Here is a 25517-nt window from a genome sequence, read left to right as displayed (position 1 = left end):
TTCTGTAGGTGCTGTTTCTTCGTTAAGTAGGCAACTTCCCAAATGCAATTCAGACCACCTGCGCTTGTGTTCGGGGCGTAGGTGCTTGCTTATATTTCGACGCCATATTCTTTGCATCTCGGATGTAGGGCATGGCGCAGAGCTATATCAACGACCGCGCAACGGACTACACCAGTTTGAAATCCCGCCTGATGGGGGGCGCCCCGAGCCGACAACGCTCCGATCATTTTGATGTGCTGAACCGGCACCTGCGCCCCGGCCTGGTCGCGCCGGGGCAACTGGTGATTATTCCCGATGCCTACAGCGTGAGCTGTTCCGGCGAAGAAGCCTGGTTAATGCGTCATGCGGAAACAGTTCGTCGCAACCTGGAAATGAATACCTCGGCGGGCACGGAGTTGATCGGCAACTATGACTTGCTGCAGAGCTTCATGGCCTACGGTTCTATTGGGATCGGCAGTTCGACATCGGCCTGGTCACGGCATCTGGACGAGGTGGCGCAGACCCTGGAGGACATCGAGCGGTTGCATCAGCGCTTGAAGGACGGTGCGTTGGACCGGGATGGCTTTATCAAACAGCGCCAGGCGTTGTTCCGGCGCTTGGATCTGCAACTGCAAGGCGCGGCACGGTTCGGCACGGGGTTGCAGGGCAATGAGTCGTTGAAGAAGGTGCTGGGGATTTCGACCAAAAGCTATCTGCATAAAGGCGAGATTGCGGGGTATGCACAGCGCATGCGCGAGATTGCGCAGATGTCCAAGTGGCTGGGTAACGGGACTTTCATTGGGATCGCGCTGGACGTGGGCGTGACGGGGCTGGAGATCAAGGAGGCGTGTGTGACGGAACGGGAGGCGCAGTGCAGGAGGGCGAAGTATGTGGAGACGGGGAGGTTGGTGGGGGGAGTGGCTGGGGCTGCTGTCGGGGGAAAGTATGGTGCAGCCTTCGCTCTTCGTGCTTGTCACCTATTTTTGGGTATTTCGATGAAGGGACAAGGTGCGCTTGCGTGCGCAGTTATTGGCGGCGCTGCGGGTGGGCAGGCGGTAGGCTCTGGTCTAGGTGATGAAGGTGCGTTATTGGGTGGAAAGATCCTGGAGGTCAACGGTGATTTGATCTTCGAGCCAGAGGGGGCTTAATCGTGTCGTTTTTTCTTGCCTTCACCATTGTGCATTTTGTGGGGGCGTTTGTCGTTTTGGGGCTGGCGCTGTTTGCCGAATATACAAAACTCGACGAGGTAGAAGGTTATTTCAGTCATAACGAAAGGGTTCGCGCCAATAAGCGATTTTGGAGACGAAACCGATGGCTCGACAGGCAATACCGCATGCTGTTGATGTTTGATTTCCTGTCTGACTCAGCTCGCTATGTGAAAGCAGGCGTTGTGACCGAGGCCGAGCTGGCGTCTGTTCCATTAGGACTGAAACGTTGGGTGTTGTGGCCCTATTACGTCGGCTTTATTTGGGTTATCGCAACAGTCGTTTGGACTGTTTGGCGTAGATGGGCCGACATCCCTATTTGAAAGAGTCTGCATTTTTCCATAAAAATACTGTACATCCATCCAGTCTTGTCCTACATTCCATCCCAGGTGACCGGATGTCACCTGACCTTCAGTTTTTAACTATGGATGGATAAAAAATGAAATCGAAAAAAGCCTTTATGCTCGGCGCGGCCATGGCGGCCACCTGCTTTGTCTCGGCCTTTGCCCTCGCTGAACAATACCCTCACCTGGCTGCGCAAGCGGCGCCTCCTGCGGTCAAGCAAGGCTTGAAAAACGCTGCGAAGATCAAGGCCAACAAGGCGACGGCTGCCCTCAAGCAGCAATTGCTGGCGGGTGCCCAGCAGAAGAAACCCCTGTTTGCCCCCAAGGCGAAGGCTGACTCGGTGGTGGAAGACAACACTGCGCCGGCCAGGGTGACCAAGCTGCAGAAAACCACGGCCCAGTCGGCGCCTGCCGTACAGGCTGCGCTGGTCCAGGGCTGTGAGCAGACGCTGGACATCAACTCGCTCTACACGATCGATGGCGTGCAAACCGGCGACCTGCTGTGCTACCACTTCAACCTGCCGCAGAAGGCGCGGATCAATGTTCTGCTGGTCAACCAGACCGCAGGCACCGACATGTCGTTGTCGCTGTTCCAGGACGATGGCCAGGGCAATCCGCTGCCCCTGGGCACCTCCAATAACCCCGGCACCGGCGATGAAAGCCTTGGCGGCGTGGTGCCGGCCGGCGATTACTACTGGTTCATGGAAGCCAACGCGGCGGTCCAGGGCTCGAGCTTCCAGTTCGGTGTGGCGGTCGATACCAACCTTGATGCGTTCGAACCCAATGACACCCCGGACACGGCCTTCCAACTGCCGGACACCCTCAACTACATCAACGGCAACGCCGACAGCCTGGATGATGTCGATTACTTCGATTTCACCGCCGTCCGTGGCCAGAGTGTGGGTATTGCGCTGACGGCCGATGCGACCAGTGGCAGCACGCGCAACAAGTGGATCCTCGAGCGTTTCGATGGCGCCCAGTGGGTCACCGTGGGGGCCAACGTCGTGTCGACCTCGATCACGAGCCCGGGTGTCGGTGGCGTGGTCAAGGTGCGTGTGCGGCCGAACCAGCACCCGAACGAGCCGTGGAGCGCGACCGGCAAGTACAACTTGTCGTTCGGTTCCAACCCGCGGGTGAACAGCCCGGATGTGAAGGGCGAGGCGAACGTGTTGCGCATCCCGTATTCGGCTTCCGACGTGGGCTACGGCTACATGACCACCCAAGCCTATCGTGACCTGACCTGGACCATGGGCCTGTCGGACAGCACCGGTGCACCGCTGGTGGGCCTGCACCCGATCGTCTATCTCGACCAGCGGATCGACCCGGCCAACGGCGATATCGTCTACAAGGCGTATTCGGCGGCGACCGGCAGTTCGGGGCAAGCGTCTGGCACGATCAATGTGGGCACCTGCTCCGGTGATTTCCAGACCACCTTTGTCGATTACGCCCAAGGTTACAAGAACACCTGGCGTACCGATTTCAACTATGGCGTGTGGCGCATGGAAGTACTGGAATACCCCGGTATCGGCGTCGGTGGTGACAACGTCGAGTTCGTCAGCTTCGGCCACCTGTGCAAACAGACCTTGCTGAGCAGCACCAAGAGCTGAACATGATTGACCCGTAGTACCCAGGGCATACAGGCCAAGCGCCTGTATGCCCTTTTTGCGTTATTGCGCCAACGCCAGCTTCAACGGCAAGCGCGCCATGCTCGTATTCTTCAATGAGCCCAGGTACAGCCAGTCGCCATATTCCCGGGCCGTGGTGATGGGTGAGTAATTGCCGGCGCTGCCATCCTGCAAATTGGCGATGACCTTGCCGTCGGTATCCAGCCCCAGCACGAAGGCTTTGCGCTCAATGGGCTTGGGCACCACCATCAGCGCGCGGACCATCACCTTGCGCAGCAATGGGTAGCCGGCAAAGCTGTCCAGCAGCGGGTTGCGTGGTGAGTACAGCGCCACCCAGAAACGGTCCTGGCCGTTGAAACTGAGGTTGTCCGGGAGGCCGGGCAGGTTGTCGATAAACAAGTCGTGGTTGCCCGCACGTTCGCCCTTGAGCCAGTAGCGGCTGATGCGATACGCCCCGGTTTCATTGACCAGCAGGTAATTTTCATCGGGGCCGAGGGCCACGCCGTTGGCGAATTGCAGTTGGTCCAGCAACACCTCGGTGGTGCCGTTGCGAAAGTCATAGCGCAGCAGGCGACCATCGCCGCCATGCTCGATCACCGCCTCGCCATCCTGGCCATAACCCCAGCGGCTCGAAGCATCGCTGAAGTACGCATAGCGCCCGCCGGCATCGATGGTCACGTCATTGGTAAAGCCAAAGGGGACGCCATTGGCGCTGGCGCTCAGGACGGTCAGTTGGCGCTGGGGATCCAGCGCGAGCAAGCCCTTGACCCCGTCGGCAATGATCAAGCGCCCGTCCGGGTGCAGCGCCATGCCCAGCGGCCGACCACCGGTATTGGCCAGCACTTCCAGAGTGGGGCTGTCGGGCGACGTGCGGATGATGCGGCCGTCATGCAGCCCGCTGATCAGAAGCCCGTTGGCATCGAGCAGCAAGGCCTCGGGGCCGGCGATGCCCTGGGCGCCGATTTTCTGCACAGCCTTGAGGCGTTGGTTGTCGGCATAGGCGCCTTCCTTCATCGATGGCGCCTTGGGCGGAGCCCAGTTCACCGGTTGCACTTTGGTCGGCATCAACAGCAGGAAAGCGATCACCGCCAGCAGCAGCACAAACAGCAGATGACGCATTTTCTTTCGACGGGTACTCATGACGATTCCTGGTTGTCGTTGGGGTTCGGTTCCCAGTACAGGGTGCCGAACAGGTAATCCATCAGCGGGAGGACGATATTGAAATTGCGCCCCTGCATCAGCTCGCGGCGGTGATGCAGGGCGTGCAGTCGGTGCATCTGGCGAATCCACGGCAGGCGCGCCAGCGGGTGGTCGGCGGGCAAGTGCTCGCAGGCGTGGAACACTTCGTAGAGCAGGTAACCGAGGATCATGCTCCCGGCGAACAGCCCGGCGACATTGGTGTTCAGGTGCTGGAGCAACCACCAGGCGGGGAGGGTGATGACCAGGCTGTGCAGCACGATCAGCCACGCCGGAAAGAGAATGACGCGCCAGTCTCGCGGGCTGTCGTAGGTCATGTGGCCGGGGGTAAAGAAGCTGTGGTGATCACCGGTGTGGCGCGCATAGAACAGGCGGGCCAAGGCGTGCTTGTGGTGGCCGAGGTGGCGATGCACCAGGTAGATACAGAGGTTGAAGAACACCAGGGTCAGCGGCACGGTCAGCCACTCGAACGGCGTAACTCGGTGGGTGGAGGCCCCGGCCAGGGAGATGCAGCACACGCCATAGCCGAGCACAAAGCCGGCGTGCAGCCAGGGGTTGTAATGGGGGCTGACCTCGGCGCGGTAGCGGCTGCGAAACGTCTCGGTGGGGTGGACCATGGCGGGCTGCTCAGGTTTTTTTGTTGGAGACTGAGCTTAGTTGGTACACGGGAATCTGCGAGTTTTGCGCGCTGCGCCGGGGAAGGGATTCAGATCAACGGGTCCCAGCGCTGTGACCAGTCACTCTCGGCCTTGACCACTTCACGCAGCAGCCCCAGGGCCTGTTGCAACACCGCCGAATCCCGTGCCCGCGAGTACACCAGGAACGTCGGGAAGCTGAACTCAGGGGCCTTGGGCACGCGCTGCATCACGCCGCTGTCCAGGTAGCTCTGGACCACCCGCGTGCGGAAATACCCGGCGCCGCCATTCTCGAGGATGTACTGCAATGCCAGCGGCCCGAGGTTGAAACTCACCGCCGCGCGAGCCCTGTCGGGCAGGGCAGCGTCGTGCTGCTGGCGGAAACCCGGGCCCCAATCGATGTAGACGTACGGGGCCGGTTTGCTCGCCAGCTGCACCAGGATCAGTTTTTCTTCCAGCACCTGCTCCACCTGCAACCCCGGCCAGTACTGCGGCTGGAACACCAGCGCCGCATCGAGTACGCCGAGCTCCAGTTGCCGCAGCAGGTATTCACCTTCACGCACTTCGGTACGCAGGGCATGCCCGGGGATCTGTTCGCGCAGGGCCCGGGCCCAACCGAGCATCAGCGGGTTGCACAGGCTGACTTCACCGCCGATATGCAGCACATTGCGGTAGCCATCGGGCAACGGCAGGTCGCGCCGCGCGGCTTCCCAGGTTTGCAGCAACTGGTTGGCGTACACCACAAACGCCTCGCCGTCGGCGGTCAGGCGAGCACCGGCACGGTTGCGCACGAACAGCGTACTGCCCAGCTGGCTTTCCAGGTTTTTAACGCGTGCGGTGATGGCGGTCTGGGTGACGTGCAGTTTCTCGGCGGCGGCGGCCAGGCTGCCGCAGCGGGTGATTTCCAGGAAAGTGCGTGCCAGTTCGATGTCCATGAAGCCCCCGGGGATGAATGGGGGACATTGTAGAGGCAGGGGATTGGAGTGCGCTCAGAAAATGTGGGAGAGGCAAGTCGAATCGTCGCACCGCCCCTCCCACATTTGGATCTACGGTGTTGGGGTGATCGGTGTCTGTAAGTGCCGGGTTGGAAACTCCTTGGCATACACCCGGCACACTCGCAACACCTGCTCATCGGCAAACCGCGCGCCCACCACATGCAACCCCACCGGCAAGCCATTCGCCGCCAAGCCGCACGGCACCGACGCCGCCGGCTGCTGGGTGAGGTTGAAGGGGTAGGTGAACGGCGTCCACTCGGTCCATTCCTGCATGCCGGAACCGGGCGGTACGTTGTGCCCGGCCTCGAACGCGGTGATCGGCATCATCGGCGAGACCAGCACGTCGTAATGCTCGTGGAATGCCGCCATCCGGGCCACCAGTGCCGCCCGCGCTTCCAGGGCTGCTGTGAAGTCATCCAGGCTCAACTGCTCGCCACGCTGGGCAATGCGCAGCAGCCCAGGGTCCAGCAGTTGTTTCTGCGCGTCGCTCATGGACCCGGTCAGGCGTGCCGCGCCCGCTGCCCACAAGGTGCTGAACACTTCCAGCGGATCGCTGAAACCGGGGTCGATCTGCTCGACATGGGCACCCAACTGCACCAGGCCCTCAACCGCCCGGGCGACCACCCTGGCCACCTGCGGGTCGACATCCACGTAGCCAAACGTGGGGCTGTAGGCCACGCGCAGGCCGTTCAAATTCGTCTGCGGCGTGAGCCATGGCGTGGTCCTCGGCGCGCCGATCAGGCCATCCCGCGCATCCGGCTGTGCCACCGCCTGCAGCATCAGCACGCTGTCTTCCACGGTGCGGGTCATCGGCCCCAGGTGCGAGAGGATGGTCATCGAACTGGCCGGCCATTGCGGCACATAGCCGAACGTTGGCTTGATGCCGAAGGTGCCGGTAAACGCGCAGGGGATGCGGATCGAGCCGCCGGCATCGCTGCCTTGGTGCAGCACGCCCAGGTTCAGCGCCGCTGCCGCCCCCGCGCCGCCAGACGAACCGCCCGCGGTGGTGCGGGTGTCCCACGGATTGCGCGTGATGCCGTACAGCGGGTTATCGGTGACGCCTTTCCAGCCGAATTCCGGGGTGGTGGTCTTGCCCAGCAGCACCGCGCCGGCCTGGCGCATAAAAGCCGGGAAGGGCGCGTCGACGTCCCACGGCCCCTCGGCCGACGAGGTGCGCGAGCCCTTGCGGGTGGGCATGCCGAGCGTCAGCGTGAGGTCCTTGATCGAGGCGGGCACGCCATCCAGGGCACCGCAGGGCTCCCCCTTCAACCAGCGTGCTTCCGACGCCCGCGCCGCGTGCAGCGCACCCTCGGGGTCGACATGGCAGTAGGCGTTGACCACCGGGTTGTAGCGCTCGATACGCAGCAGCGCATCTTCGGTGACGTCCACCGGCGATAAGGTCTTGTTACGGAAATGCTCCAGCAGTTGCACCGCTGTCAGTTGGCCCATCTCACTCATGCCCTGTCTCCCTGCGCCGCGTTGACCATGGCGCGCAACAACACGGCGCACCCGGCCGCCAGGTCATCCGGCGCGGCGTTTTCGATTTCGTTATGGCTGATGCCGCCTTCGCACGGCACAAAGATCATCCCGGCTGGGCCCAGCTCGGCGACGAAAATCGCGTCATGCCCGGCGCCGCTGACGATGTCCATATGGCTCAGGCCCAAGGCACCCGCCGCATCGCGCACGGCGTTGACGCAGGCCGGGTGGAAGTCCAGGGGCGGGAAGTCGGCGGTGGGCGTCAGTTCGAAGGTCAACCCGTGCCGGGCTGCGGTGGCTTCGATCACGCCACGTACTTCATCGACCATGGCCTGCAGCTTGTCGGCATGCAGGTGGCGCAGGTCGAGGGTCATGTGCACCTGGCCGGGAATCACATTGCGCGACCCCGGATGCAGGCTCAGGCAGCCGACCGTGCCGCAGGCGTGAGGTTGTTGCTGGTGGGCGATACGGTTGACCGCGCTGACCACCTCGGCGGCGCCGACCAGGGCGTCCTTGCGCAGGTGCATCGGCGTCGGCCCGGCGTGGGCTTCGACGCCGGTGAGGGTCAGGTCGAACCACTTCTGGCCCAGGCAGCCCATGACCACGCCAATGGTGGTGGCCTGGTCTTCCAGCACCGGGCCTTGCTCGATATGCGCTTCGAAATACGCGCCGACCGGGTGGCCCAACGCCGCACGCGAACCGGCATAGCCGATGCGCTGCAATTCAGCGCCCACCGACAGGCCTTGCTCGTCCTGCTTGTCGAGGGTGTCCTGCAGGTCGAACTTACCGGCAAATACCCCGGAGCCCATCATGCACGGCGGGAAGCGCGAGCCTTCTTCATTGGTCCATACCACCACTTCGAGCGGCGCCTGGGTCTCGATCTTCAAGTCATTGAGGGTGCGGATCACTTCCAGGCCGGCCATCACCCCGTAGCAGCCGTCGAACTTGCCGCCGGTGGGCTGGGTGTCGATATGGCTGCCGGTCATCACCGGCGGCAGGGCGGGATTACGCCCAGGGCGGCGGGCGAAGATATTGCCGATGGCGTCGACACTGACGCTGCACCCGGCGGCTTCGCACCACTGTACAAACAGGTCACGGGCCTGGCGGTCCAGGTCGGTGAGGGCCAGGCGGCACACGCCGCCCTTGACCGTGGCGCCCAGTTGCGCCAGGTCCATCAGCGATTGCCACAGGCGGTCGCGGTTGATCAGCGGGGCGTTGCCCTGGAGCGGTTGCGCAAAACTGTTCATCTGCATTCTCCCGTCAGGCGCTCAGCGCCAGGTAGCGGTTCTTGATGGTCGGGTCGGCGCGGAAGGCGGCGGCGCTGCCCTCGTAGACCACGCGGCCCTGTTCGAGGACGTAATGGCGGTCGGCGAGCTTGTCGCAGACCATCAGGTTCTGTTCCACCAGCAGCACCGGCAGGCCGTCGTCCTTGACCTTGCGCAGGATCTTCACCAGTTCGTCGACGATCACCGGGGCCAGGCCTTCGGTGGGTTCGTCGAGGATCAGCAACTGCGGATCGTTGAGCAGGGCGCGGGCGATGGCGAGCATCTGTTGCTCGCCGCCGGAGAGCGCATGGCCGGCGTTCCTGCGCCGCTCCTTGAGGCGCGGGAACATGCCGTACACGTCTTCAAGCTGCCAGCGGCTGGTCTTGCGCACGGCGATGCGCAGGTTTTCCTCGACGGTCAGCAGGCGGAAGATCCCGCGATTCTCCGGCACCAGCGCCAGGCCCTGGCGCGCGATTTCAAAGATTTTCTGCCCCACCAGCGCCTGGCCGTTGAAGTGGATCTGGCCCTGGCGCGGGCAGATGATACCGAGGATGCTGCGCAGGGTGGTGGTCTTGCCGGCACCGTTGCGCCCGAGCAGAGTCACCAGTTCGCCGGGGTTGACCCTCAGCGACACGCCTTCGAGCACGTGGCTCTTGTCGTAGTAGGAATGGATATTCTCGACGATCAGCATCAGGCAGCCTCCCCAAGATAAGCACTGCGCACGCGTTCATCGGCACGCACGAACTCCGGCGTGCCTTCCACCAGGATCTGCCCGTGGCTCATCACCGTGATGCGCTGGCTGATGGACATGACGATGCTCATGTTGTGTTCGATCAGCAGCACCGTGTGGTCGCGGCCGAGGTCGCTGATCAGTTGGGTCATGATCGGGATGTCATCGATGCCCATGCCCGAGGTGGGCTCGTCGAGCATCAACAGTTTGGGCTTGGAGCAGATCGACATGCCCACCTCCAGCACCCGTTGCTGGCCGTGGGACAACTCGCCGGCCAGGGTCTCGGCGCGGGCGCTGAGTTGCAGGCGTTCGAGCACCTGGTCGGCCATCTCCAGGTGTTCGCGCTTGCTGTCCACACGGCGCCAGAAATTCAGCGCGCGTGCACCGTCGCGGCCCTGGGCAGCGAGGCGCAGATTTTCGCGCACGCTGAGGTTCTGGAACAGGCTGGTGAGCTGAAACGAGCGCGCCATGCCCAGGCCGACACGGCCGTGGGCCGGCTTGCGCATCAGGTTCCTGCCGTCGAAATGAATCGCCCCGGCCGTGGCCTGGCGTTCACCGGTCAGGCAGTGGAACAGGCTGGTCTTGCCCGCGCCGTTGGGGCCGATGATGGTGTGGATGGTGCCGGCTTCGACCTTGAGGTTCACGCCGTTCACTGCACGGAACGCGCCATAGGCCAGTTCCAGGTCCTGGGTTTCCAACAGGATGCTCATAGCCCTTCCTCCTTGGTGACGACGGCGGCCTTGCGACGGCCGCGCACGCGCTCGAACAACGCGGCCAGGCCGCCCCACAAACCGCCGCGCATGAAGATCACCACCAGGATCAGGATCACCCCCAGCAACATCAGCCAACGCGGCCACAGGTCGGAGAGAAAATCCCCCAGCAGTACGATGGACCCGGCGCCCAGCAAGGAGCCGAACAGCGAACCGGTGCCGCCGATAATGGTCATGATCAGGATGTTCTCGGACATCGCCAGGTCGATATTCGACAGCGGCACAAAGTGCAGCAGCATGGCGTACAGCGCCCCGGCGATGCCGGTGACCGCGCCGGACAGCACGAACACCAGGATCTTGAAGTGCCGCGTGTCGTAGCCGATGGCCGAGGCGCGGGTTTCGTTTTCGCGGATCGCCATCAGCGTGCTGCCGAACGGCGAGGCGATCACCCGGCGTGCGCCGATAAAGATCAGCAGGAACAGCACCGCGACAAAGCCATAGAACGCACGGGCGTCGGCCAGGGACAGCAGCACGGTGTCACCCAGGCGTATCTCGGGGCGCGGCACGCTGAGCAGGCCGTTGTCGCCACCGGTCCAGTCGCTCAAGGTGTAGGCGACAAAGTACGCCATCTGGCTGAAGGCCAATGTGAGCATCACGAAGTAAATGCCGGTGCGCCGGATCGCCAGGGCGCCCACCAGCAAGGCCAGGAAGCCACCGGCGATGGCGGCACCCAGCAGCGCGGCGAACAACCCCAGTTGCAGGTGGATCATCAGCAGCGCCGCGCAGTAGGCGCCGGCACCAAAGAAGATGCCTTGGCCGAACGACAGCAGCCCGGTGTAGCCCAGCAACAGGTTGCAGGCCAGGGCGGCCATGGCAAAGATCAGGATCTCGCTGGCCAGGGTCGCCGAGGGCAATAGCACGGGCAGGCCGATCAGCACCGCCACGACCCACAACAACATGGCGCGCGATTGGGTTTTGGCAAACGGCAGGGGATTTTTCTCGCTCATGTCAGGCTCTCCCAAACAGGCCGTAAGGACGCACCAGAATCACCACGGCCATGGCGCCGTAGATCATCAGGCTCGCGCCTTGGGGCCAGAGCGTGGTCATCAGGCTTTGCACCACGCCCACCAGCAAACCGCCGACCAGCGCACCGCTGAACGAACCCATGCCGCCGATCACCACCACCACGAAGGCGATGCCGAGAATCTCCGGGCCAACGAACGGCTGCGCACCGCGCAACGGCGCGAACAGCACCCCGGCCATGCCGGCCAGGCCCACGCCGAGGGCGAAGGTCATGGAAAACAGGCGGAAGATATTCGTGCCGAGCAGCGACACGGTCTCGGTGCTTTCACTGCCGGCGCGCACCAGGGCACCGAAGCGCGTGCGTTCCAGCAGCAGCCACAGGCCCAGGCCCACCAGCCCGGAAAACACGATGAGGAACAGGCGGTAGTAGGGGTAGACGAAATCACCCACCACCAGCACGCCGCGCAGCAGTTCCGGCACGGCGACGCTTTTGCCCACCGGGCCCCAGATCATCACGCTGGCTTCCTGGATGATCAGCGCGATGCCCAGGGTGACCAGGATCTGGAACATGTGCGGCAAGTGATAGATCCGCTGGATCAACAGCCGCTCGATCACCCAGGCCAACGCGGCCACCACCAGCGGCGCAATCAACAGCGCCAGCCAGAAGTTGCCGGTGAGGCTCACGGCGGTGTAGCAGATGTAGGCGCCCAGCAGGAAGAACGCGCCGTGGGCGAAGTTGACGAAGTTGAGCAGGCCGAAAATGATCGTCAGCCCGACCGCGATCAGGAAGTAGATCATTCCCAATCCAAGGCCGTTGAGTATCTGGAACAGGTAAAGATTAAGCATGCAGAAACCCTCGAACAGCTGGCCGCCCGGGCGGCCCTGCCGTGTACAACGGTGGTGTTTTAGCGGATCAGGCGAGCGTGCAGCCCGTGGCTTCCACCGTCGGGAATGACTGGCCGGCGCTGAGCACCTTGGCCAGGTCATCCTTGTCGGCCATGTCGCCGGCGGCCTTGCCGATCAGCAGGTAGTAGTCCTTGATCACCTGGTGGTCGCCTGCGCGGATCGACTCCTTGCCGGTGGGGCCTTCGAAACTCAGGCCCTGCATGGCCTTGGCCACGGTCGGCCCGTCGAAGCTGCCGGTGGCGATGATGGTGTCGAGCATGACTTTGGTGCTGATGTAGTCGGCGGCCAACGGGTAGGTGGGGTTGATGCCGTACTTGGCCTGGGTCAGCTTGACCAGTTCGCGGTTGAGCGGGGTGTCGACCTGATGCCAGTACTGCGCGCCGAGGTACACACCGTCGAGGATATCGCTGCCCAGTTCCTGGAACTGGTCGAGGCCGGCGGACCACACCAGCAGCACTTTCATGCGCTCCTTGATGCCGAAGTTCACCGCCTGGCGCAGGGTGTTGGACGATTGGCTGCCAAAGTTGAGCAACACCAGCACATCCGGCTTGGTGGAAATGGCATTGGTCAGGTAGCCGGAGAATTCCTGCTCCTGCAGCGAGTGGTAGCTGTTGCCGACGTGCTCCAGGCCATGTTCCTTGAGTACGTTTCTGGCGCCTTCGAGCAGCGCTTCGCCGAACACATATTGCGGCGTGATGGTGTACCAGCGTTTGGCATCCGGCAGCAGCTTGATCAGCGGCACCATGGTTTCGCGGATCGCGCCGTAGGTGGGCACCGACCAGCGGAACGTGGCGTGGTTGCAGTCTTTGCCGGTGACTTCATCGGCACCCACCGGGGTCATGAACACGCCGCCGACCTTGTCGACTTCCTTGGCCACCGCGAGTGCCGACGACGACAGCGTGCAGCCCTGGAAGAACCGCGCGCCGTCCTGCTGGATCGCTTCCTGCACCTTGCGCACGGCCTTGCCGGCATTGCCCTCGGTGTCGATGACCTTGTAGTTCAAGGGCCGGCCCAGCAGCTCGGTGTGTTGTGCCACCGCCAGGCGCGAACCCATGTCGGCAAACTTGCCATAGCTGGCAAAGGCGCCGGACATGGACTTGAGGCCGTAAAAGGTAAAGGGCTCGGCGGCGAATGCCGAACGCACGCTCAGTGGAAGACTGAGGGCGGCGGCCGCGGTAAGACTGGCTTTCAATAACGTACGACGCTGCATGGGGTGACTCCCTGGTTTAGTTATTGGCAGGAGTAGCAAGGGCGATACGGTGGAGCAGGGCCTGTGGGCAGGCCTGTTATTGGGATAACGCAGTGAATGCAGTCAACTGTGGGCGGGGTGTTTTCAGTGGTTGTGGTCGAACTCCAGTAGAAAGTGCGGGCTGACCTGGCCTTCCAGCGCAGTCATATGGTGTTCGGCGTCGCACATATGTTCATGCATCAGGCTGCGTACCGCGCCTTCATCCCCGGCGCGAAAGGCGTTCAGCAGCTGTTTGTGATAGTCGAGGTTGGCGGCGTCGAACTGCTTGCGCTTGGGCTTGTAGGCTTTTTTCAGCACCACCAGGTCGCGCAGCAGGTCGTTGAGAAATTGCGCCATAAAGCTCAGCAACGGGTTGGGGCAGGCCTTGGCCAGCAGGTTGTGGAACTCCAGTTCCGCCAGGCGTTGCTCGCGCTGGCCGGCTTCGCTGTCTTCGGGGGCGCTGCAAAAATCCACGTTGTCCTGCAATGCCCGGTAGTCGTCCTCACTCAGGCGCCCGAGCACCGACACCGCCAGTTCCACTTCGATGACCTTGCGCAACTGGTACACCTGCTCGCCGTCCAGGTGCTGGAAGTGCAGGTAGTTACGCAGCGCGCGGCTGGCGGGTTCGGTGCCGGCCTGGTTCAGGTAGGCACCGCCGCTGGGGCCGGTGCGCGTACTCACCAGCCCCTCGACCTCCAGGGCCTTGAGCGCTTCACGGGCCGAGCCCTTGGAGCACTGGAAGCTCTCCATCAGCTCACGCTCGGTGGGCAGGCGGTCGCCGGGCTTCAAGGCGTCGGTGACGATGGAGCGCTTGACCGACTCGACAATCACGTCGGACAGCTTCTGGCGTTTGCGGCGTAGCGGGCGAGTCAGCATGGGTTCGATTTATCGTATTAATGCGGATAAATAGCACTTAATAACGATTGCGGCGGAGCGTCAACGCAGGGTGTCGTTTTCGGCGGCAACAGGTCGTAAACGACGCGCTACTCCCAATTGCCCGAATCCAGGCAGCGTGTGGACGGGGGCGGTTGCCTGCCATAGGCCAGGAAGTCGCCGACCCATCGGTTGACGCAGCCGCTGGCCGTCGTCTGAGCGGGCTCCTTGAGGCGCAGCTGCTCGACCAGGGGCGCAGCCTTTTCTCCGTAGGGAGCATTGACCAGCACCATGCGCGCGACGCGTTCCGGATACAGCGTCCCGTAGTGGTTGCCCAGCCGCGTGGCGTCAGCATTGCCCAGGTAAAGCAGTTGTGCATCGCCCAGCTGGGCACGTACGAACTCCATGTCCCGAGCGGCTTGTTCGACGCTTTTGTCGTGCTTGAGGTCGCGGTGGCTGAGTTCGATGACGTCATAGTAATTGAGCAGCCTGCGGTAAGCCTGAGTGGAGTAGTCGCCCCAGCGGCTGGCCAACTGAATGGCGAAGGTGCCGCCGGTGTTGCTTCTCGAGGCGTTGCCGGCCTGGGCAAAGACCAGGCCGGCGCGGTTCAGCGGCTCGCGGGCGCCAACACGGGTCAGGTAGAGACGCATGCTGCCTTGACGCGGCGCAGCGTAATTGCGCGGTACGGTCACGATGCCGCACTGGGTGCGCGCGAGCACCTCGGGGTCCAGGCCCTCAACGTGGGGCAGCGGGCAGTCCAGCAACCAGTCGATGGCGGTGGGCTTGATCAGGGGCTCGGCATGGCCAAGGCTCGCCAGCAGCCAGAGACAGGCGCACGCCAGTGAGTTTGCAGCAGTCATCGAGAGGTCCGGGTCAGCCGTGGGATGGCGGCTGTTTTACCAAGGACCTGGGGTCGAAGAATGTAGGTTGAGAAAACGGATTGCGTAGGAAATAAGAGTTTCGTTTATCAGATATCAGTCTTCCAGCCGCCACCCAATGCTTTGTACAACGCAATGCTGGCCTGCAGGCGTGACAGCCGTAACTGCACATTCAAGTCCTGGGCCGCGTACAGGGTGCGCTGGGTTTCCAGTACGGTGAGCAAGTCTTCCGCACCCGCCTGGTAGCGGCTTTCGGCGATCTGGAAGGCGGTTTGGGCCTGTTGCAGTTCTTGGGTTTGCCAGTGGCGCTGCTGGTCCAGGCGCGTGATGCTGCTGAGGGCTTTTTCCACGTCGGCAAAGCCGTTGATGATCGCGCCGCGGTAGGTTTGCAACAGCTCATCCTGGCGGGCGCGGGCCTTGTCGCGTTCGGCGCTTAAACGGCCGTTGTTGAAGATCGGCCCGACCAGGCCGGCCGTCAGCGTGTAGTAGGGGCTGCGCAGGACGTCCACGGCTTTGTAGGCATCGGAGCCGAGCGTGGCGCCGAGGGTCAGGGCCGGCAGCATGGCGGCACGGGCCACGGTGACGTCCGCCTGGGCTGCCGCCAGTTCGGCCTCGGCCTTGGCAATGTCCGGGCGGCGGCTGAGCAGCTGGCTGGGCAGGCCGGCGCCGATGGTTGGCCAGGTCAGCGCCTGGAAGGGTTCGGCGCCCAGGTCCAGGGCCTGGACCGGCTGGCCGAGAAGGGCGGCCAGGGTGATCTGGGATTCTTCGGCCAGTTGTTGAATCAATGGCAGCTGGCGTTGCTGGCTGGCCACCAGGCTTTTCTGCTGGGCCAGTTCCAGGGCCGTGGCGGAGCCTGCGTCGTAACGGGTCTGCACCAGGTCGAGGACGTTACGCGCATTGGCCAGGTTCAACTCGGCGATCTGCTGGCGTTGGCGGGCGGCGAGGGTTTGCGCATAACGGTCGGCGACGCTGCTGAGCAAGGTCAGCTCCACGGTGGCCTGGTCGAACTCGCTGGCGCGCAGGCTGTGCAGGGCGCTGTCACGGGCGGCGGCGCGGCCACCCCAGAAATCCACTTCGTAGCTGGCGGTGAGGTTGGCGCCGAAATTGTTCACGGCGTCATCGCTTTGTGAGGCGTCAAGGTCCGGCCCGCCCGTGCCGTGCAACAACTTCTGGTGGCTGGCGGCAAGGTTGAACTTCACCTCGGGCAGCAGTGGCGCCCCGGCAATCACCGCCGTGGCCTGGGCCTGGCGCACGCGGGCCATGGCGGCGGCCACGTCGAAGCTGTCACGCCGGGCCTGGTCGACCAGGCGGTTCAACTGCGCGCTGCCGAACTGCGTCCACCAGCGCTGGTTGGTGGCCCGGGCGGCGTCGCGTTCGGCGAACTGCCAGGCGGCCGGCGGCGCAATAGCGCTGTCCACGCTGGGCGGGTCACCGGCGCAGGCCGTGAGCAGCAGGCACAGGCCAAGTGCGGGCAGGTACGGGGGAATGGATCGTTTATTCACTGGTCAACGCCTTAACCGGATCGAGCCGGGCAGCTTTACGGGCCGGCATGAAGCCGAATACGACGCCGGTGACCAGTGCGCAACCGAATGCGCCAAGCACCGCCACCAGGGAAAACTGCACCGCCACCTTGGCCAGCACCAGCACACCACCCACCAGCAGGGCCAGGGCAATGCCACACAGGCCACCGACCACCGACAGCATCACCGCCTCGGTCAGGAACTGGCGCAGGATGTCGCGCTGGCGCGCGCCGGTGGCCATGCGAATGCCGATCTCGCGGGTGCGTTCGCGCACGGTCATCAGCATGATGTTCATCACGCCAATGCCGCCCACCAGCAGGGAAATCGCGGCAATCGAGCCGAGCATCAGCGACAGGGTGTTCTGGGTGCGCGCCTCGGCCTGGATCATCGCCGCGTTGTTGGTCAGCTCGTAGTCGCGCTTGCCGTTGTGCAGCTTTTGCATCAACTGGTCGATGGCCACTTCGGCCTCGTGGACCTTGCGCGCATCGGCTGCGGCAATCACCACGTATTCGGGGTTGTAGCTGCCGAACAGGCGCACGCTGGCGGCGGAGTAAGGGATGGCGATACGGTCATCACTGTCTTTGTTGCCGGAGCTGGCGCCTTTCTCCGCCAGCACGCCGATCACCTGGAACGGTACGTTTTCGATCAGGATGTACTGGCCGATCGGGTCGACCTCACCCTTGAACAGCTTTTCCCGCACGCGATGGCCGATCACGGCCACGGTGGCGGCCGCACGCTCGTCGGCCACCGTGAAGTAACTGCCCTCGACCACCGGCCAATTGAAAATATCCGGGAAATTGGTGTCATTGCCGCCCACATAGGCCATGTAGTCGACGTTGCCATAGCGAACGCCGGCTTCGGTGCCGTTGACCGGCATGATGCGCTTGATCTGGGGCAGCGCCGCCAGCGCCGCGACGTCGTTGAGGGTGACGATACCCAGCGGCGTGCGCGGGTTGGGCGATGAGCCGCTGAGGTAGAGGATGTTGGAGCCGAACGCGCCCATCTGCGCCATGACCTGGCGTTTGCTGCCTTCGCCCACGGCCAGCATCACCACCACCGAGGCCACGCCGATGATGATCCCCAGCAGGGTCAGCGCGGTGCGAAAACGGTTGATCCACATCACCCGCCAGGCGGCCTGGACCGCGTCCAGCAGTTCGGCCTTCCAGGCGCCATTGTGTTCGGCGCCGTCGGCCAGGCGCTGGCGCAGGTCCACGGCTTGCAACGCGCCGTGGGTGGCGGGTGGGGGCGCGGCGCCGTCATCGGCCGAGTCGCTGATGATCAGGCCATCGCGAATCTCGATGATGCGGTTGGCCCGCGCCGCCACTTCGCGGTCGTGGGTGATCAGGATCACCACATGACCCTGGCTGGCCAGTTCGTCCAGCAGGGTCATTACCTCGGCGCCGCTGTGGCTGTCGAGGGCGCCGGTGGGTTCATCGGCGAGAATGATGTGGCCGCCGTTCATCAGCGCCCGAGCGATCGAGACACGCTGTTGCTGACCGCCGGACAGCTGGTGCGGACGGTTGCCGGTGCGCTCGGCCAGGCCCAGGCGCGCAAGCAGGGCGTGGGCGCGGGCATGGCGTTCGGCGGCGCTGATGCCGGCGTAGATCGCCGGCATCTCGACGTTCTCCTGGGCCGAGCCCGAGGGGATCAAATGGTAGCCCTGGAACACGAAGCCAAAGGCCTCGCGGCGTAGCCAGGCCAGTTCGTCGCTGTCCAGGTGGGCGACGTTTTCCCCCGCGAACAGGTACTCGCCCATGCTGGGGCGGTCGAGGCAACCGAGGATATTCATCAACGTGGACTTGCCGGAACCGGAAGCCCCGACGATGGCGACGAATTCCCCGGCATGGATCGACAGGTCGATGCCGCGCAACACGTCGACCTGCGGGCTGTCGCCACCGCCGTAGGATTTGCGGATGTTCTTGAGTTCGATCAGGGGCGTGGTCACCTCAACCTCCGTTGCCGTCGGCCGGGCCGATCAGCAGGTGATCGCCTTCGTGCAGGCCGTCGAGCACTTCGACCCGCAGGCGATCACTGATGCCCAGGTGCACTTCACGTTCTTCGATGCGGCCGTTGGTGGCGACCACGCGGGCGATCTGCTTGTCGGCACTTGAGGTGCCCAGCAGCGCGGCCACCGGTGCGGTGAGGACATCCTTGACCTGGCTGGCGACGAAGAATACCTGGGCGGTCATTTCGGCCATCAACGCGTTGTCGCTGTTGTCCACGTCCAGCAGCACGGTGTACAGCACCACGCGCCCGCTGCCGCTTTTGTTGGCGCTGTTGGGGCTACCGCTGCCCTGGGTTTCATTCAGCGGCTTGGGCGGGATCGGCAGGATCTGCCGCACGGTACTGGTCCAGCGCCGGCTGCCGCCGCTGAGGGTGGTGAAGTAGGCGGTCATGCCCGGTTTGACGTGGCCGATGTCGGCTTCCGAGACTTCCGCCCACACGGTCATCGGCGACAACTTGGCGATCCGCAGGATCAGCGGCGTCTGCTGCTGGGCATTGAGGGTCTGGCCGACGCGCGCGTCCACCGCGACCACGGTGCCGGTCATCGGTGCGTAGATGCGCGTATAGCCCAGTTCCGCTTCGTCGCTGCGCAGGCTGGCCTGGGCCTGGAGAATCTGCGCCTGGAACATGTCCATCCGGGCCTGGGTGGCGCTCAGTTCGGCCTTGGCGGTTTGCACGTCTTCCTCGCGGGTGGCGTTGCCGGCGGCCAGGCGTTGCTGGCGCTGGTATTTCTGGCGGGCGAGGGCGTGCTGGGCCTTTTGCTCCTGCAACTGGGCCTTGAGGTTTTCGATGGCGTAGCGGCTGGCGTCGAGCTTGGCTTTTTGCGTAGAGGGGTCGATCTCCACCAGCAATTGGCCCTCCTGCACCTGGTCGCCCGCTTCAACGTGGATCTTGCGAATCTGCCCGGACGCCTGGGCGCCCACGTCGACATACCGGCGCGGTTGCAGGGTGCCCAGGGCCGTGACGCTGTTTTCGATAGTGCCGCGGGTGACGGTGACGGTGGTCAGGTTGTCACGCCCCGGCGGCAACACCTGCCAGGCGGCGACGGCGATGATGGGAATCAGGCACGCGATAGCGAGCAAGGCGCGTCGGGCAGGTCGAAGGCGTTTCATGCTTAGGTTCCAGCCGGGAAAGTTCGGAGCGCAGTTGCGCAGAGCTGACAGTTAAACGAGAGAATTGCCCGAGGATTTAGGCTGTTACATAAGTGGTTACAGGTCTTGTGGAGAAAAAAAACGGCCTGTAGGTGCAAGTCTTGTTTAAAAGTAGATGAGAATTACTATAAATTGCACCTACCCAAACTGCCATTACTGAATGGCCTGTATTTGTGTAGGAGCGAGCTTGCTCGCGAAGAGGTCAAGGACGCCGCGTTCACTCTGGTTTCCCGCGTTATCGTTGACGTACTTCGCGAGCAAGCTCGCTCCTACAGGACCTAATGCCGCCACCCGGCGGCCGGGAGTCATGTTGGAAAACTACTATCGCGAGCTGGTGTGTTTCCTCAACGCCAAGCTGGGCAACCGTCAGGTGGCCGAGGATGTGGTGCATGACGCTTATGTCCGGGTGCTGGAACGTTCCAGCGAGACGCCCATCGAACAGCCGCGTGCCTTTTTGTATCGCACCGCGCTGAACCTGGTGATCGACGGCCACCGGCGCAATGCCCTGCGCCAGGTCGAACCCCTGGAGGTACTCGACAGCGAGGAGCGCTTTGCCGCGTGTTCGCCCCATGCCTCTCATGACTACGGCCAACGCCTGGCCTTGCTCGAGCGCGCCCTGGCCGAGCTGCCGGCGGCCTGCCGCGACAGCTTCCTGTTGCGCAAACTCGAGGGCTTGAGCCACCTGCAAATCGCCGAGCGCCTGGGTATTTCCCGCGCCCTGGTGGAAAAACATATCGTCAACGCCATGAAGCACTGCCGGGTGCGGATGCGCGAGTGGGACACGCACTGATCACCGATCGGTTAAATTTTTTTTCACTGTCCTCGTTTCCTATCAACACATGACCTGTTGTGCAGGTCTCGAAGGTATTCCCGCCCCACCGCCAAGGGGCTTATCCAGAGGACACTGGAATGACACAGGCAATTGCTTCGCCCGCGGTTCACGACCTGATCGGTATCGGTTTTGGCCCTTCGAACCTGGCGCTGGCCATCGCCCTGCAGGAGCGCGAAAAGGCCCAGGGCAAACTGGACGTACTGTTTCTCGACAAACAGGCCGACTATCGCTGGCACGGCAATACCCTGGTGACCCAGAGCGAATTGCAGATTTCGTTCCTCAAGGACCTGGTGACCCTGCGCAACCCCACCAGCCCGTACTCCTTCGTCAATTACCTGAAAACCCACGGCCGGCTGGTGGACTTCATCAACCTGGGCACTTTCTACCCGTGCCGCATGGAGTTCAACGATTACCTGCGCTGGGTCGCGGGGCAGTTCCAGGCCCAGGCCCGCTACGGCGAGGAAGTACTGGCCATCGAGCCGATCCTGCACCAGCAACAGGTCGAGGCATTGCGCGTGATCTCTCGAGATACCCTGGGCGAGCAGCATGTGCGCACCACCCGTTCGGTGGTGGTCAGCGCCGGCGGCACACCGCGCATTCCCGAAACCTTCAAGGCCCTCAAGGGCGACAGCCGGGTGTTCCACCATTCCCAGTACCTGGAGCGCATGGCCGCCCAGCCTTGCGTGGACGGCAAGGCGATGCGCATCGCCATCATCGGCGGTGGCCAGAGTGCGGCCGAAGCCTTTATCGACCTGAATGACAGCTTCCCATCGGTACAGGTCGACATGATCCTGCGCGGTTCGGCGCTCAAGCCCGCCGATGACAGCCCGTTCGTCAACGAAGTGTTCTCGCCGGCCTTCACCGACCTGGTGTTCCAGCAAGTCGGTGCCGAGCGCGAGCGCCTGGTCGCCGAGTACCAGAACACCAACTATTCGGTGGTCGACCTCGACCTGATCGAGCGCATCTACGGGATTTTCTACCGCCAGAAAGTCTCCGGCATCGCCCGCCAGGCCTTCCGCACCATGACCGTGGTCGAGAAGGCCACCCCCGGCCCCCTGGGCATCGAACTGGCCCTGCGCAACAACGCCAGCGGCGAAACCAGCGTCAACCATTACGACGCGGTGATCCTTGCCACTGGCTACGAGCGCGAGACCCACCGCGCATTGCTGGCGCCGCTGGAGGAGTACCTGGGTGATTTTGAAGTGGCGCGCGACTACCGCATCGTCACCGACGAGCGCTGCAAGGCCGGCATCTACATCCAGGGCTTCAGCCAGGCCAGCCATGGCTTGAGCGATACGTTGCTGTCGGTATTGCCGATTCGCGCGGATGAAATTGCGGCGTCGCTGTTTGAAAACGACCGTAGCCGTGGCAAGGGGCGCTCGGTACAGGATCTGCTCCTGGCCACCGCCAGCTGACAGGCTGCACTTGTGACACGGGGGGCTGGCTGATACTGTACAAAAAACCAGTATCGGTAAGCCCCCATGCAGTTGATCGAAAAACTCAGCATCCTCGCCGACGCCGCCAAGTACGACGCCTCCTGCGCCAGCAGCGGCGCGCCCAAGCGCAGCTCGGAAGGCAAGGCTGGGCTGGGCTCCACCGATGGCATGGGCATCTGCCACAGCTACACGCCGGACGGTCGCTGCGTATCCTTGCTCAAGGTGTTGCTCACCAACTTCTGTCTCTACGACTGCCAATACTGCGTCAACCGCCGCTCCAGCGACGTGCCCCGTGCACGCTTCAGCCCGGAGGAGGTGGTCACCCTGACCCTGGATTTCTACAAGCGCAACTGCGTCAGCGGGCTGTTCCTCAGCTCCGGCATCATTCGTTCGGCCGACTACACCATGGAGCAATTGGTGCGGGTGGCCAAACTGCTGCGCGAAGAGCATGACTTTCGCGGTTACATCCACCTCAAGACCATCCCCGAAGCCGACCCGGCGCTGATTGCCGAGGCCGGGCGCTACGCCGATCGCCTCAGCGTGAATATCGAACTGCCCACCGATGCCAGCCTGCAAACCCTCGCGCCGGAAAAGCAGATCGTCTCGATCAAGCAGGCCATGCAGACCATCTACACCGGCGAGCAGACGGTCCTGAACGAACCCCGTGCACCGCGTTTCGCCCCGGCCGGGCAGAGTACCCAGATGATCGTCGGCGCCGACGAGACCGACGACAGCACCATCCTCCACAGTGCCGAGGCGCTGTATGGCAACTTCAAGCTGCGCCGCGTGTATTACTCGGCCTTCAGCCCCATCCCCAACAGCCCGAAAAGCGTGCCCCTGGCCGCGCCGCCGTTGATGCGCGAGCATCGCTTGTACCAGGCGGATTTCCTGCTGCGCAGCTACGGCTTCAGTGCCAACGAACTGTTCGAAGGCCCCGGCCACCTGGCCCTGGATATCGACCCCAAGCTGGCCTGGGCCCTGGAGCACCGCGAGGTATTCCCCCTGGACCTGAATCGTGCCGAGCCGACCTTGATCGCCCGCATCCCGGGCATCGGCCTGCGCACCACCCAGCGCCTGGTGGACCTGCGCCGCGAACGCAAGATCCGCTTTGAAGACCTGGCCCGCATGCGCTGTGTACTGGCCAAGGCCAAGCCATTCTTCATCACCAGTGACTACCACCCGCAACAGGCGGACAGCACCAGCGTGCTGCTGCGCGAACAACTGCGCGACCGCCCGCAGCCGCAGCAGATGGGGTTGTGGGGATGATCAGCCTGGAATGCGACAACCTTTTCAGCACCTGGCGCGAACAGGCGCGCTGGCTGCTCAGCCATCAGGTCGACCCCAGCCAGGTCAGCTGGGGCGAGGTGCAGGCGGCGGACCTGTTTGCGACCGATGAGCCGATCCCCGCAGGCTTGGGTCCGTTCCAGGCGCGAATTCCCAAGGCGCTGCTGGAGCTGTTGGCGTCAGCCGCCTGTTACCACGGCGACCAGCGTTGGAGCCTGTTGTACGAAGTGCTCTGGCGCGTCAGCCATGGCGACCGCACCGCGATGCTGGCGGGGGATAAACTCGGCACTGAGCTGCAGCGGCGCATCAAGCAGGTGAGTCGCGAGGCCCATCACCTGCATGCGTTTGTGCGCTTTATCGCCTTGCCGGCAGAAGCAGGGCCCGAGTTGCCGGAGTACGTGGCCTGGCATGAACCGGCCCATGACATCCTCAAATCGGCCAGCCAGCATTTTGTCGGGCGCATGGGGCGCCATCGCTGGATGATCGCCACGCCGTTGGATGGGGTTTATTACGATGGCGAACAGTTGATTCATCAACGCCAATGCCCTGAGGCCTGGCAGCAGCTGGCGCAGAACGTCGAGGATCCCCACAGTGCGATGTGGCTGACGTACTACAGCCATATCTTCAACCCGGCGCGGTTGAACCCCAAGGTGATGGAAGGGCACTTGCCGAGTCGGTTCTGGAAGAATCTGCCGGAGGGCAGGTTGATCCCGGGGTTGATCAGCGAGGCGCGTACGGGGAAGCAGAAGGATGGGCAGGCGAAGCTGGTGGGGGCGCGCCAAGGTAAGAAAATCTTAAGCGGGCATGGTTAAAAATGTGGGAGGGGCGGTGCGACGATTCGACTTGCCCCTCCCACATTCGACCTCATTGGCTTGGCGAGTGGGGCTCAGGCCAGTTCGATGGCGGTATTTTTCACCACCGCCAACTCCGGATGCGCCACCAACTTATCGATGTGCAGCTCATCATTGTTCAGCCAGATCTCCGATACCACCCGGTAGTGCTCCATATCCCGGCAGCGCATGCGCAGGCTGTAGTCGAACGGCCCGCTTATCAACTGGCATTCGAACACCTGAGGGCAGGCCTTCATACAGGCTTCGAAGGCCTTTTGCGCCGAGCGCCCGCTCTGGTTGGACAAGGCCACCAGCACCAGCAGCGACAGCCCGGGCGAGACCATCTGTACATCGATGATCGCGCCGTACCCGCGAATCACCCCGCGTCGCTCCAGCTTGCGCACCCGCTCCAGGCAGGGCCTGGGGGTGAGGTGCACCAGTGACGAGAGCTTTTCATAGGTGATACGCCCCTGGTGGCGCAGCACTTCGATGATTGCCTCATCGATGCGATCCAGCGCAGGGGAGGTATGGGGTCCGTTGGCCTTGGTATCCATGGGTTTCACTTCAAACGGTTGGAAAGAAATTGCTGCAAGCGCTCGCTGTTGGGGTGGTCGAGGATCTCGGCGCCGCCTTGTTCCTCGACTCGGCCCTGATGCAGGAACAGCACTTGGCTGGACACCTGGCGGGCAAAGCCCATTTCGTGGGTGACCATCAGCATGGTACGACCTTCCTCAGCCAACGTCTGTATGACTTTGAGGACTTCTCCTACAAGTTCGGGGTCGAGGGCGGAGGTGGGTTCATCGAACAGAATGATTTCCGGCTCCATCGCCAGGGCCCGCGCGATGGCCACGCGCTGTTGCTGGCCGCCGGACAGGAACGCCGGGTACTGATCGGCCACGCGGCCCGGCAGGCCGACCTTGTCGAGGTACATGCGCGCGCGTTTTTCCGCTTCTGCGGCACTTACCCCCAGCACCCGGCGCGGGGCCATGGTGATGTTTTCCAGCACGGTCATGTGGCTCCACAGGTTGAAGTGCTGGAACACCATGGCCAGGCGCGTGCGCAGGTTCTGCAATTGTTCCTGGTGCGGCGCACGGGCGCCGGCGCGGCCCTGGCGCATTTCGATGCTGATGCCGTCCAGGGTGATGACGCCGGCGTCCGGCTGCTCGAGAAAGTTGATGCAGCGCAGCATGGTGCTTTTGCCCGAGCCGCTGGCGCCGATCAGGCTGATTACGTCGCCATTGCGGGCGTTGAGGGACACGCCCTTGAGCACTTCGTGTTCGCCGTAGCGTTTATGGATGCCTTCGACCTGCAGCTTGACGACAGCAGTTGCCGCCTGGGTAACGGGTACATCGACAGGATAAGTGGCCAGGGCCTGCGCGGACTGATTCATG

General features: G+C 63.2%; 24 protein-coding genes. 7 read left to right on the top strand and 17 right to left on the bottom strand.

The features are described from left to right. Window positions 1–131 precede the first annotated feature (131 nt). The 3 genes from J3D60_RS10530 (at window position 132) to J3D60_RS10520 (ending at window position 3135) form a co-directional block, all read left to right on the top strand. Entirely contained in the window at window positions 132–1127 is a 996-nt protein-coding gene (locus J3D60_RS10530) for a hypothetical protein (protein WP_253491345.1), read from the top strand. Window positions 1128–1129: 2 nt separating this feature from the next. Continuing rightward, window positions 1130–1507, top strand: a complete 378-nt coding sequence (locus J3D60_RS10525) for a hypothetical protein (RefSeq protein ID WP_065940221.1) — start codon at window positions 1130–1132, stop codon at window positions 1505–1507. 116 nt (window positions 1508–1623) lie between these two features. Next, window positions 1624–3135, top strand: a complete 1512-nt coding sequence (locus J3D60_RS10520) for a hypothetical protein (protein ID WP_065940220.1) — start codon at window positions 1624–1626, stop codon at window positions 3133–3135. 60 nt (window positions 3136–3195) lie between these two features. Here the strand turns inward: J3D60_RS10520 and J3D60_RS10515 are convergent, their stop codons facing one another. The 15 genes from J3D60_RS10515 to J3D60_RS10445 form a co-directional block, all read right to left on the bottom strand. Next, on the bottom strand, window positions 3196–4293 hold the full coding sequence (locus tag J3D60_RS10515; protein WP_065940219.1) for an SMP-30/gluconolactonase/LRE family protein: 1098 nt from the start codon (window positions 4291–4293) through the stop codon (window positions 3196–3198). Then, entirely contained in the window at window positions 4290–4967 is a 678-nt protein-coding gene (locus J3D60_RS10510; RefSeq protein ID WP_253491343.1) for a sterol desaturase family protein, read from the bottom strand. Before J3D60_RS10510 ends, J3D60_RS10515 begins: the two co-directional genes overlap by 4 nt. 89 nt (window positions 4968–5056) lie before the next feature. After that, the gene (locus tag J3D60_RS10505; RefSeq protein WP_065940217.1) at window positions 5057–5920 is read right to left on the bottom strand and encodes a LysR family transcriptional regulator; all 864 of its coding nucleotides are present in this window, start codon (window positions 5918–5920) and stop codon (window positions 5057–5059) included. A 111-nt stretch (window positions 5921–6031) separates the two neighbouring features. After that, window positions 6032–7438, bottom strand: a complete 1407-nt coding sequence (locus tag J3D60_RS10500) for an amidase (protein ID WP_253491340.1) — start codon at window positions 7436–7438, stop codon at window positions 6032–6034. After that, window positions 7435–8703 carry a Zn-dependent hydrolase gene (locus J3D60_RS10495; protein ID WP_253491339.1) on the bottom strand — a complete coding sequence of 423 codons (1269 nt, stop codon included), beginning with the start codon at window positions 8701–8703 and terminating at the stop codon, window positions 7435–7437. Before J3D60_RS10495 ends, J3D60_RS10500 begins: the two co-directional genes overlap by 4 nt. A gap of 13 nt (window positions 8704–8716) precedes the next feature. Further along, window positions 8717–9412 (bottom strand): ABC transporter ATP-binding protein, encoded by a 696-nt coding sequence (locus J3D60_RS10490; protein WP_115487040.1) that lies wholly within the window; start codon window positions 9410–9412, stop codon window positions 8717–8719. Then, window positions 9412–10161 carry an ABC transporter ATP-binding protein gene (locus tag J3D60_RS10485; protein ID WP_027606164.1) on the bottom strand — a complete coding sequence of 250 codons (750 nt, stop codon included), beginning with the start codon at window positions 10159–10161 and terminating at the stop codon, window positions 9412–9414. Before J3D60_RS10485 ends, J3D60_RS10490 begins: the two co-directional genes overlap by 1 nt. Next, window positions 10158–11168 (bottom strand): branched-chain amino acid ABC transporter permease, encoded by a 1011-nt coding sequence (locus J3D60_RS10480; protein WP_253491337.1) that lies wholly within the window; start codon window positions 11166–11168, stop codon window positions 10158–10160. Before J3D60_RS10480 ends, J3D60_RS10485 begins: the two co-directional genes overlap by 4 nt. A 1-nt stretch (window position 11169) precedes the next feature. Further along, window positions 11170–12030: a branched-chain amino acid ABC transporter permease gene (locus tag J3D60_RS10475; protein ID WP_065923782.1), complete on the bottom strand. Its 861-nt coding sequence runs from the start codon at window positions 12028–12030 to the stop codon at window positions 11170–11172. A 67-nt stretch (window positions 12031–12097) separates the two neighbouring features. Further along, entirely contained in the window at window positions 12098–13300 is a 1203-nt protein-coding gene (locus J3D60_RS10470) for an ABC transporter substrate-binding protein (protein ID WP_065940211.1), read from the bottom strand. A gap of 123 nt (window positions 13301–13423) precedes the next feature. After that, the gene (locus J3D60_RS10465; RefSeq protein ID WP_027606168.1) at window positions 13424–14194 is read right to left on the bottom strand and encodes a FadR/GntR family transcriptional regulator; all 771 of its coding nucleotides are present in this window, start codon (window positions 14192–14194) and stop codon (window positions 13424–13426) included. 107 nt (window positions 14195–14301) lie between these two features. Beyond that, a complete protein-coding gene (locus tag J3D60_RS10460; protein ID WP_253491335.1) occupies window positions 14302–15051 on the bottom strand; it encodes an alpha/beta fold hydrolase in 750 nt (249 codons plus the stop codon). Between the two features lie 107 nt (window positions 15052–15158). After that, entirely contained in the window at window positions 15159–16571 is a 1413-nt protein-coding gene (locus J3D60_RS10455; protein ID WP_253491332.1) for an efflux transporter outer membrane subunit, read from the bottom strand. Further along, window positions 16564–18534, bottom strand: coding sequence for a MacB family efflux pump subunit (locus tag J3D60_RS10450; RefSeq protein ID WP_253491329.1), 1971 nt, complete (start codon window positions 18532–18534; stop codon window positions 16564–16566). Before J3D60_RS10450 ends, J3D60_RS10455 begins: the two co-directional genes overlap by 8 nt. Before the next feature lies 1 nt (window position 18535). After that, a complete protein-coding gene (locus J3D60_RS10445; protein ID WP_253491326.1) occupies window positions 18536–19705 on the bottom strand; it encodes an efflux RND transporter periplasmic adaptor subunit in 1170 nt (389 codons plus the stop codon). 346 nt (window positions 19706–20051) lie between these two features. Between J3D60_RS10445 and J3D60_RS10440 the strand changes: the two genes are divergently transcribed. The 4 genes from J3D60_RS10440 (at window position 20052) to J3D60_RS10425 (ending at window position 24108) form a co-directional block, all read left to right on the top strand. Further along, window positions 20052–20534, top strand: coding sequence for a sigma-70 family RNA polymerase sigma factor (locus J3D60_RS10440; RefSeq protein WP_301294484.1), 483 nt, complete (start codon window positions 20052–20054; stop codon window positions 20532–20534). A 119-nt stretch (window positions 20535–20653) separates the two neighbouring features. After that, complete coding sequence (locus J3D60_RS10435; RefSeq protein ID WP_065940206.1) at window positions 20654–21991, top strand: lysine N(6)-hydroxylase/L-ornithine N(5)-oxygenase family protein; 1338 nt, start codon at window positions 20654–20656, stop codon at window positions 21989–21991. Between the two features lie 66 nt (window positions 21992–22057). Further along, the gene (locus tag J3D60_RS10430) at window positions 22058–23278 is read left to right on the top strand and encodes a putative DNA modification/repair radical SAM protein (protein ID WP_027606175.1); all 1221 of its coding nucleotides are present in this window, start codon (window positions 22058–22060) and stop codon (window positions 23276–23278) included. Continuing rightward, window positions 23275–24108 carry a TIGR03915 family putative DNA repair protein gene (locus tag J3D60_RS10425; protein WP_253491320.1) on the top strand — a complete coding sequence of 278 codons (834 nt, stop codon included), beginning with the start codon at window positions 23275–23277 and terminating at the stop codon, window positions 24106–24108. The genes J3D60_RS10430 and J3D60_RS10425 overlap by 4 nt, the downstream gene beginning before the upstream one ends. Before the next feature lie 74 nt (window positions 24109–24182). Here the strand turns inward: J3D60_RS10425 and J3D60_RS10420 are convergent, their stop codons facing one another. Both J3D60_RS10420 and J3D60_RS10415 read right to left on the bottom strand, forming a co-directional pair. Continuing rightward, a complete protein-coding gene (locus J3D60_RS10420; RefSeq protein WP_053138651.1) occupies window positions 24183–24680 on the bottom strand; it encodes an Lrp/AsnC family transcriptional regulator in 498 nt (165 codons plus the stop codon). Between the two features lie 5 nt (window positions 24681–24685). Next, window positions 24686–25516: an ABC transporter ATP-binding protein gene (locus J3D60_RS10415; protein WP_253491317.1), complete on the bottom strand. Its 831-nt coding sequence runs from the start codon at window positions 25514–25516 to the stop codon at window positions 24686–24688. Window position 25517 lies beyond the last annotated feature (1 nt).

The organism is Pseudomonas sp. S3E17, assembly GCF_024168685.1.
In the GTDB taxonomy this organism is placed as follows: domain Bacteria; phylum Pseudomonadota; class Gammaproteobacteria; order Pseudomonadales; family Pseudomonadaceae; genus Aquipseudomonas; species Aquipseudomonas marginalis.
This window is presented reverse-complemented; position numbering and strand designations above follow the sequence as displayed.

What these genes read in the sequence shown, in the direction of transcription:
- J3D60_RS10530 (WP_253491345.1), top strand. Translation starts at nt 132, where the DNA reads ATGGCGCAGAGCTATATCAACGACCGCGCAACGGACTACACCAGTTTG.
- J3D60_RS10520 (WP_065940220.1), top strand. Translation starts at nt 1,624, where the DNA reads ATGAAATCGAAAAAAGCCTTTATGCTCGGCGCGGCCATGGCGGCCACC.
- J3D60_RS10515 (WP_065940219.1), bottom strand. Translation starts at nt 4,293, where the DNA reads ATGAGTACCCGTCGAAAGAAAATGCGTCATCTGCTGTTTGTGCTGCTG.
- J3D60_RS10510 (WP_253491343.1), bottom strand. Translation starts at nt 4,967, where the DNA reads ATGGTCCACCCCACCGAGACGTTTCGCAGCCGCTACCGCGCCGAGGTC.
- J3D60_RS10505 (WP_065940217.1), bottom strand. Translation starts at nt 5,920, where the DNA reads ATGGACATCGAACTGGCACGCACTTTCCTGGAAATCACCCGCTGCGGC.
- J3D60_RS10500 (WP_253491340.1), bottom strand. Translation starts at nt 7,438, where the DNA reads ATGAGTGAGATGGGCCAACTGACAGCGGTGCAACTGCTGGAGCATTTC.
- J3D60_RS10495 (WP_253491339.1), bottom strand. Translation starts at nt 8,703, where the DNA reads ATGAACAGTTTTGCGCAACCGCTCCAGGGCAACGCCCCGCTGATCAAC.
- J3D60_RS10490 (WP_115487040.1), bottom strand. Translation starts at nt 9,412, where the DNA reads ATGCTGATCGTCGAGAATATCCATTCCTACTACGACAAGAGCCACGTG.
- J3D60_RS10485 (WP_027606164.1), bottom strand. Translation starts at nt 10,161, where the DNA reads ATGAGCATCCTGTTGGAAACCCAGGACCTGGAACTGGCCTATGGCGCG.
- J3D60_RS10480 (WP_253491337.1), bottom strand. Translation starts at nt 11,168, where the DNA reads ATGAGCGAGAAAAATCCCCTGCCGTTTGCCAAAACCCAATCGCGCGCC.
- J3D60_RS10475 (WP_065923782.1), bottom strand. Translation starts at nt 12,030, where the DNA reads ATGCTTAATCTTTACCTGTTCCAGATACTCAACGGCCTTGGATTGGGA.
- J3D60_RS10470 (WP_065940211.1), bottom strand. Translation starts at nt 13,300, where the DNA reads ATGCAGCGTCGTACGTTATTGAAAGCCAGTCTTACCGCGGCCGCCGCC.
- J3D60_RS10465 (WP_027606168.1), bottom strand. Translation starts at nt 14,194, where the DNA reads ATGCTGACTCGCCCGCTACGCCGCAAACGCCAGAAGCTGTCCGACGTG.
- J3D60_RS10460 (WP_253491335.1), bottom strand. Translation starts at nt 15,051, where the DNA reads ATGACTGCTGCAAACTCACTGGCGTGCGCCTGTCTCTGGCTGCTGGCG.
- J3D60_RS10445 (WP_253491326.1), bottom strand. Translation starts at nt 19,705, where the DNA reads ATGAAACGCCTTCGACCTGCCCGACGCGCCTTGCTCGCTATCGCGTGC.
- J3D60_RS10440 (WP_301294484.1), top strand. Translation starts at nt 20,052, where the DNA reads ATGTTGGAAAACTACTATCGCGAGCTGGTGTGTTTCCTCAACGCCAAG.
- J3D60_RS10435 (WP_065940206.1), top strand. Translation starts at nt 20,654, where the DNA reads ATGACACAGGCAATTGCTTCGCCCGCGGTTCACGACCTGATCGGTATC.
- J3D60_RS10430 (WP_027606175.1), top strand. Translation starts at nt 22,058, where the DNA reads ATGCAGTTGATCGAAAAACTCAGCATCCTCGCCGACGCCGCCAAGTAC.
- J3D60_RS10425 (WP_253491320.1), top strand. Translation starts at nt 23,275, where the DNA reads ATGATCAGCCTGGAATGCGACAACCTTTTCAGCACCTGGCGCGAACAG.
- J3D60_RS10420 (WP_053138651.1), bottom strand. Translation starts at nt 24,680, where the DNA reads ATGGATACCAAGGCCAACGGACCCCATACCTCCCCTGCGCTGGATCGC.
- J3D60_RS10415 (WP_253491317.1), bottom strand. Translation starts at nt 25,516, where the DNA reads ATGAATCAGTCCGCGCAGGCCCTGGCCACTTATCCTGTCGATGTACCC.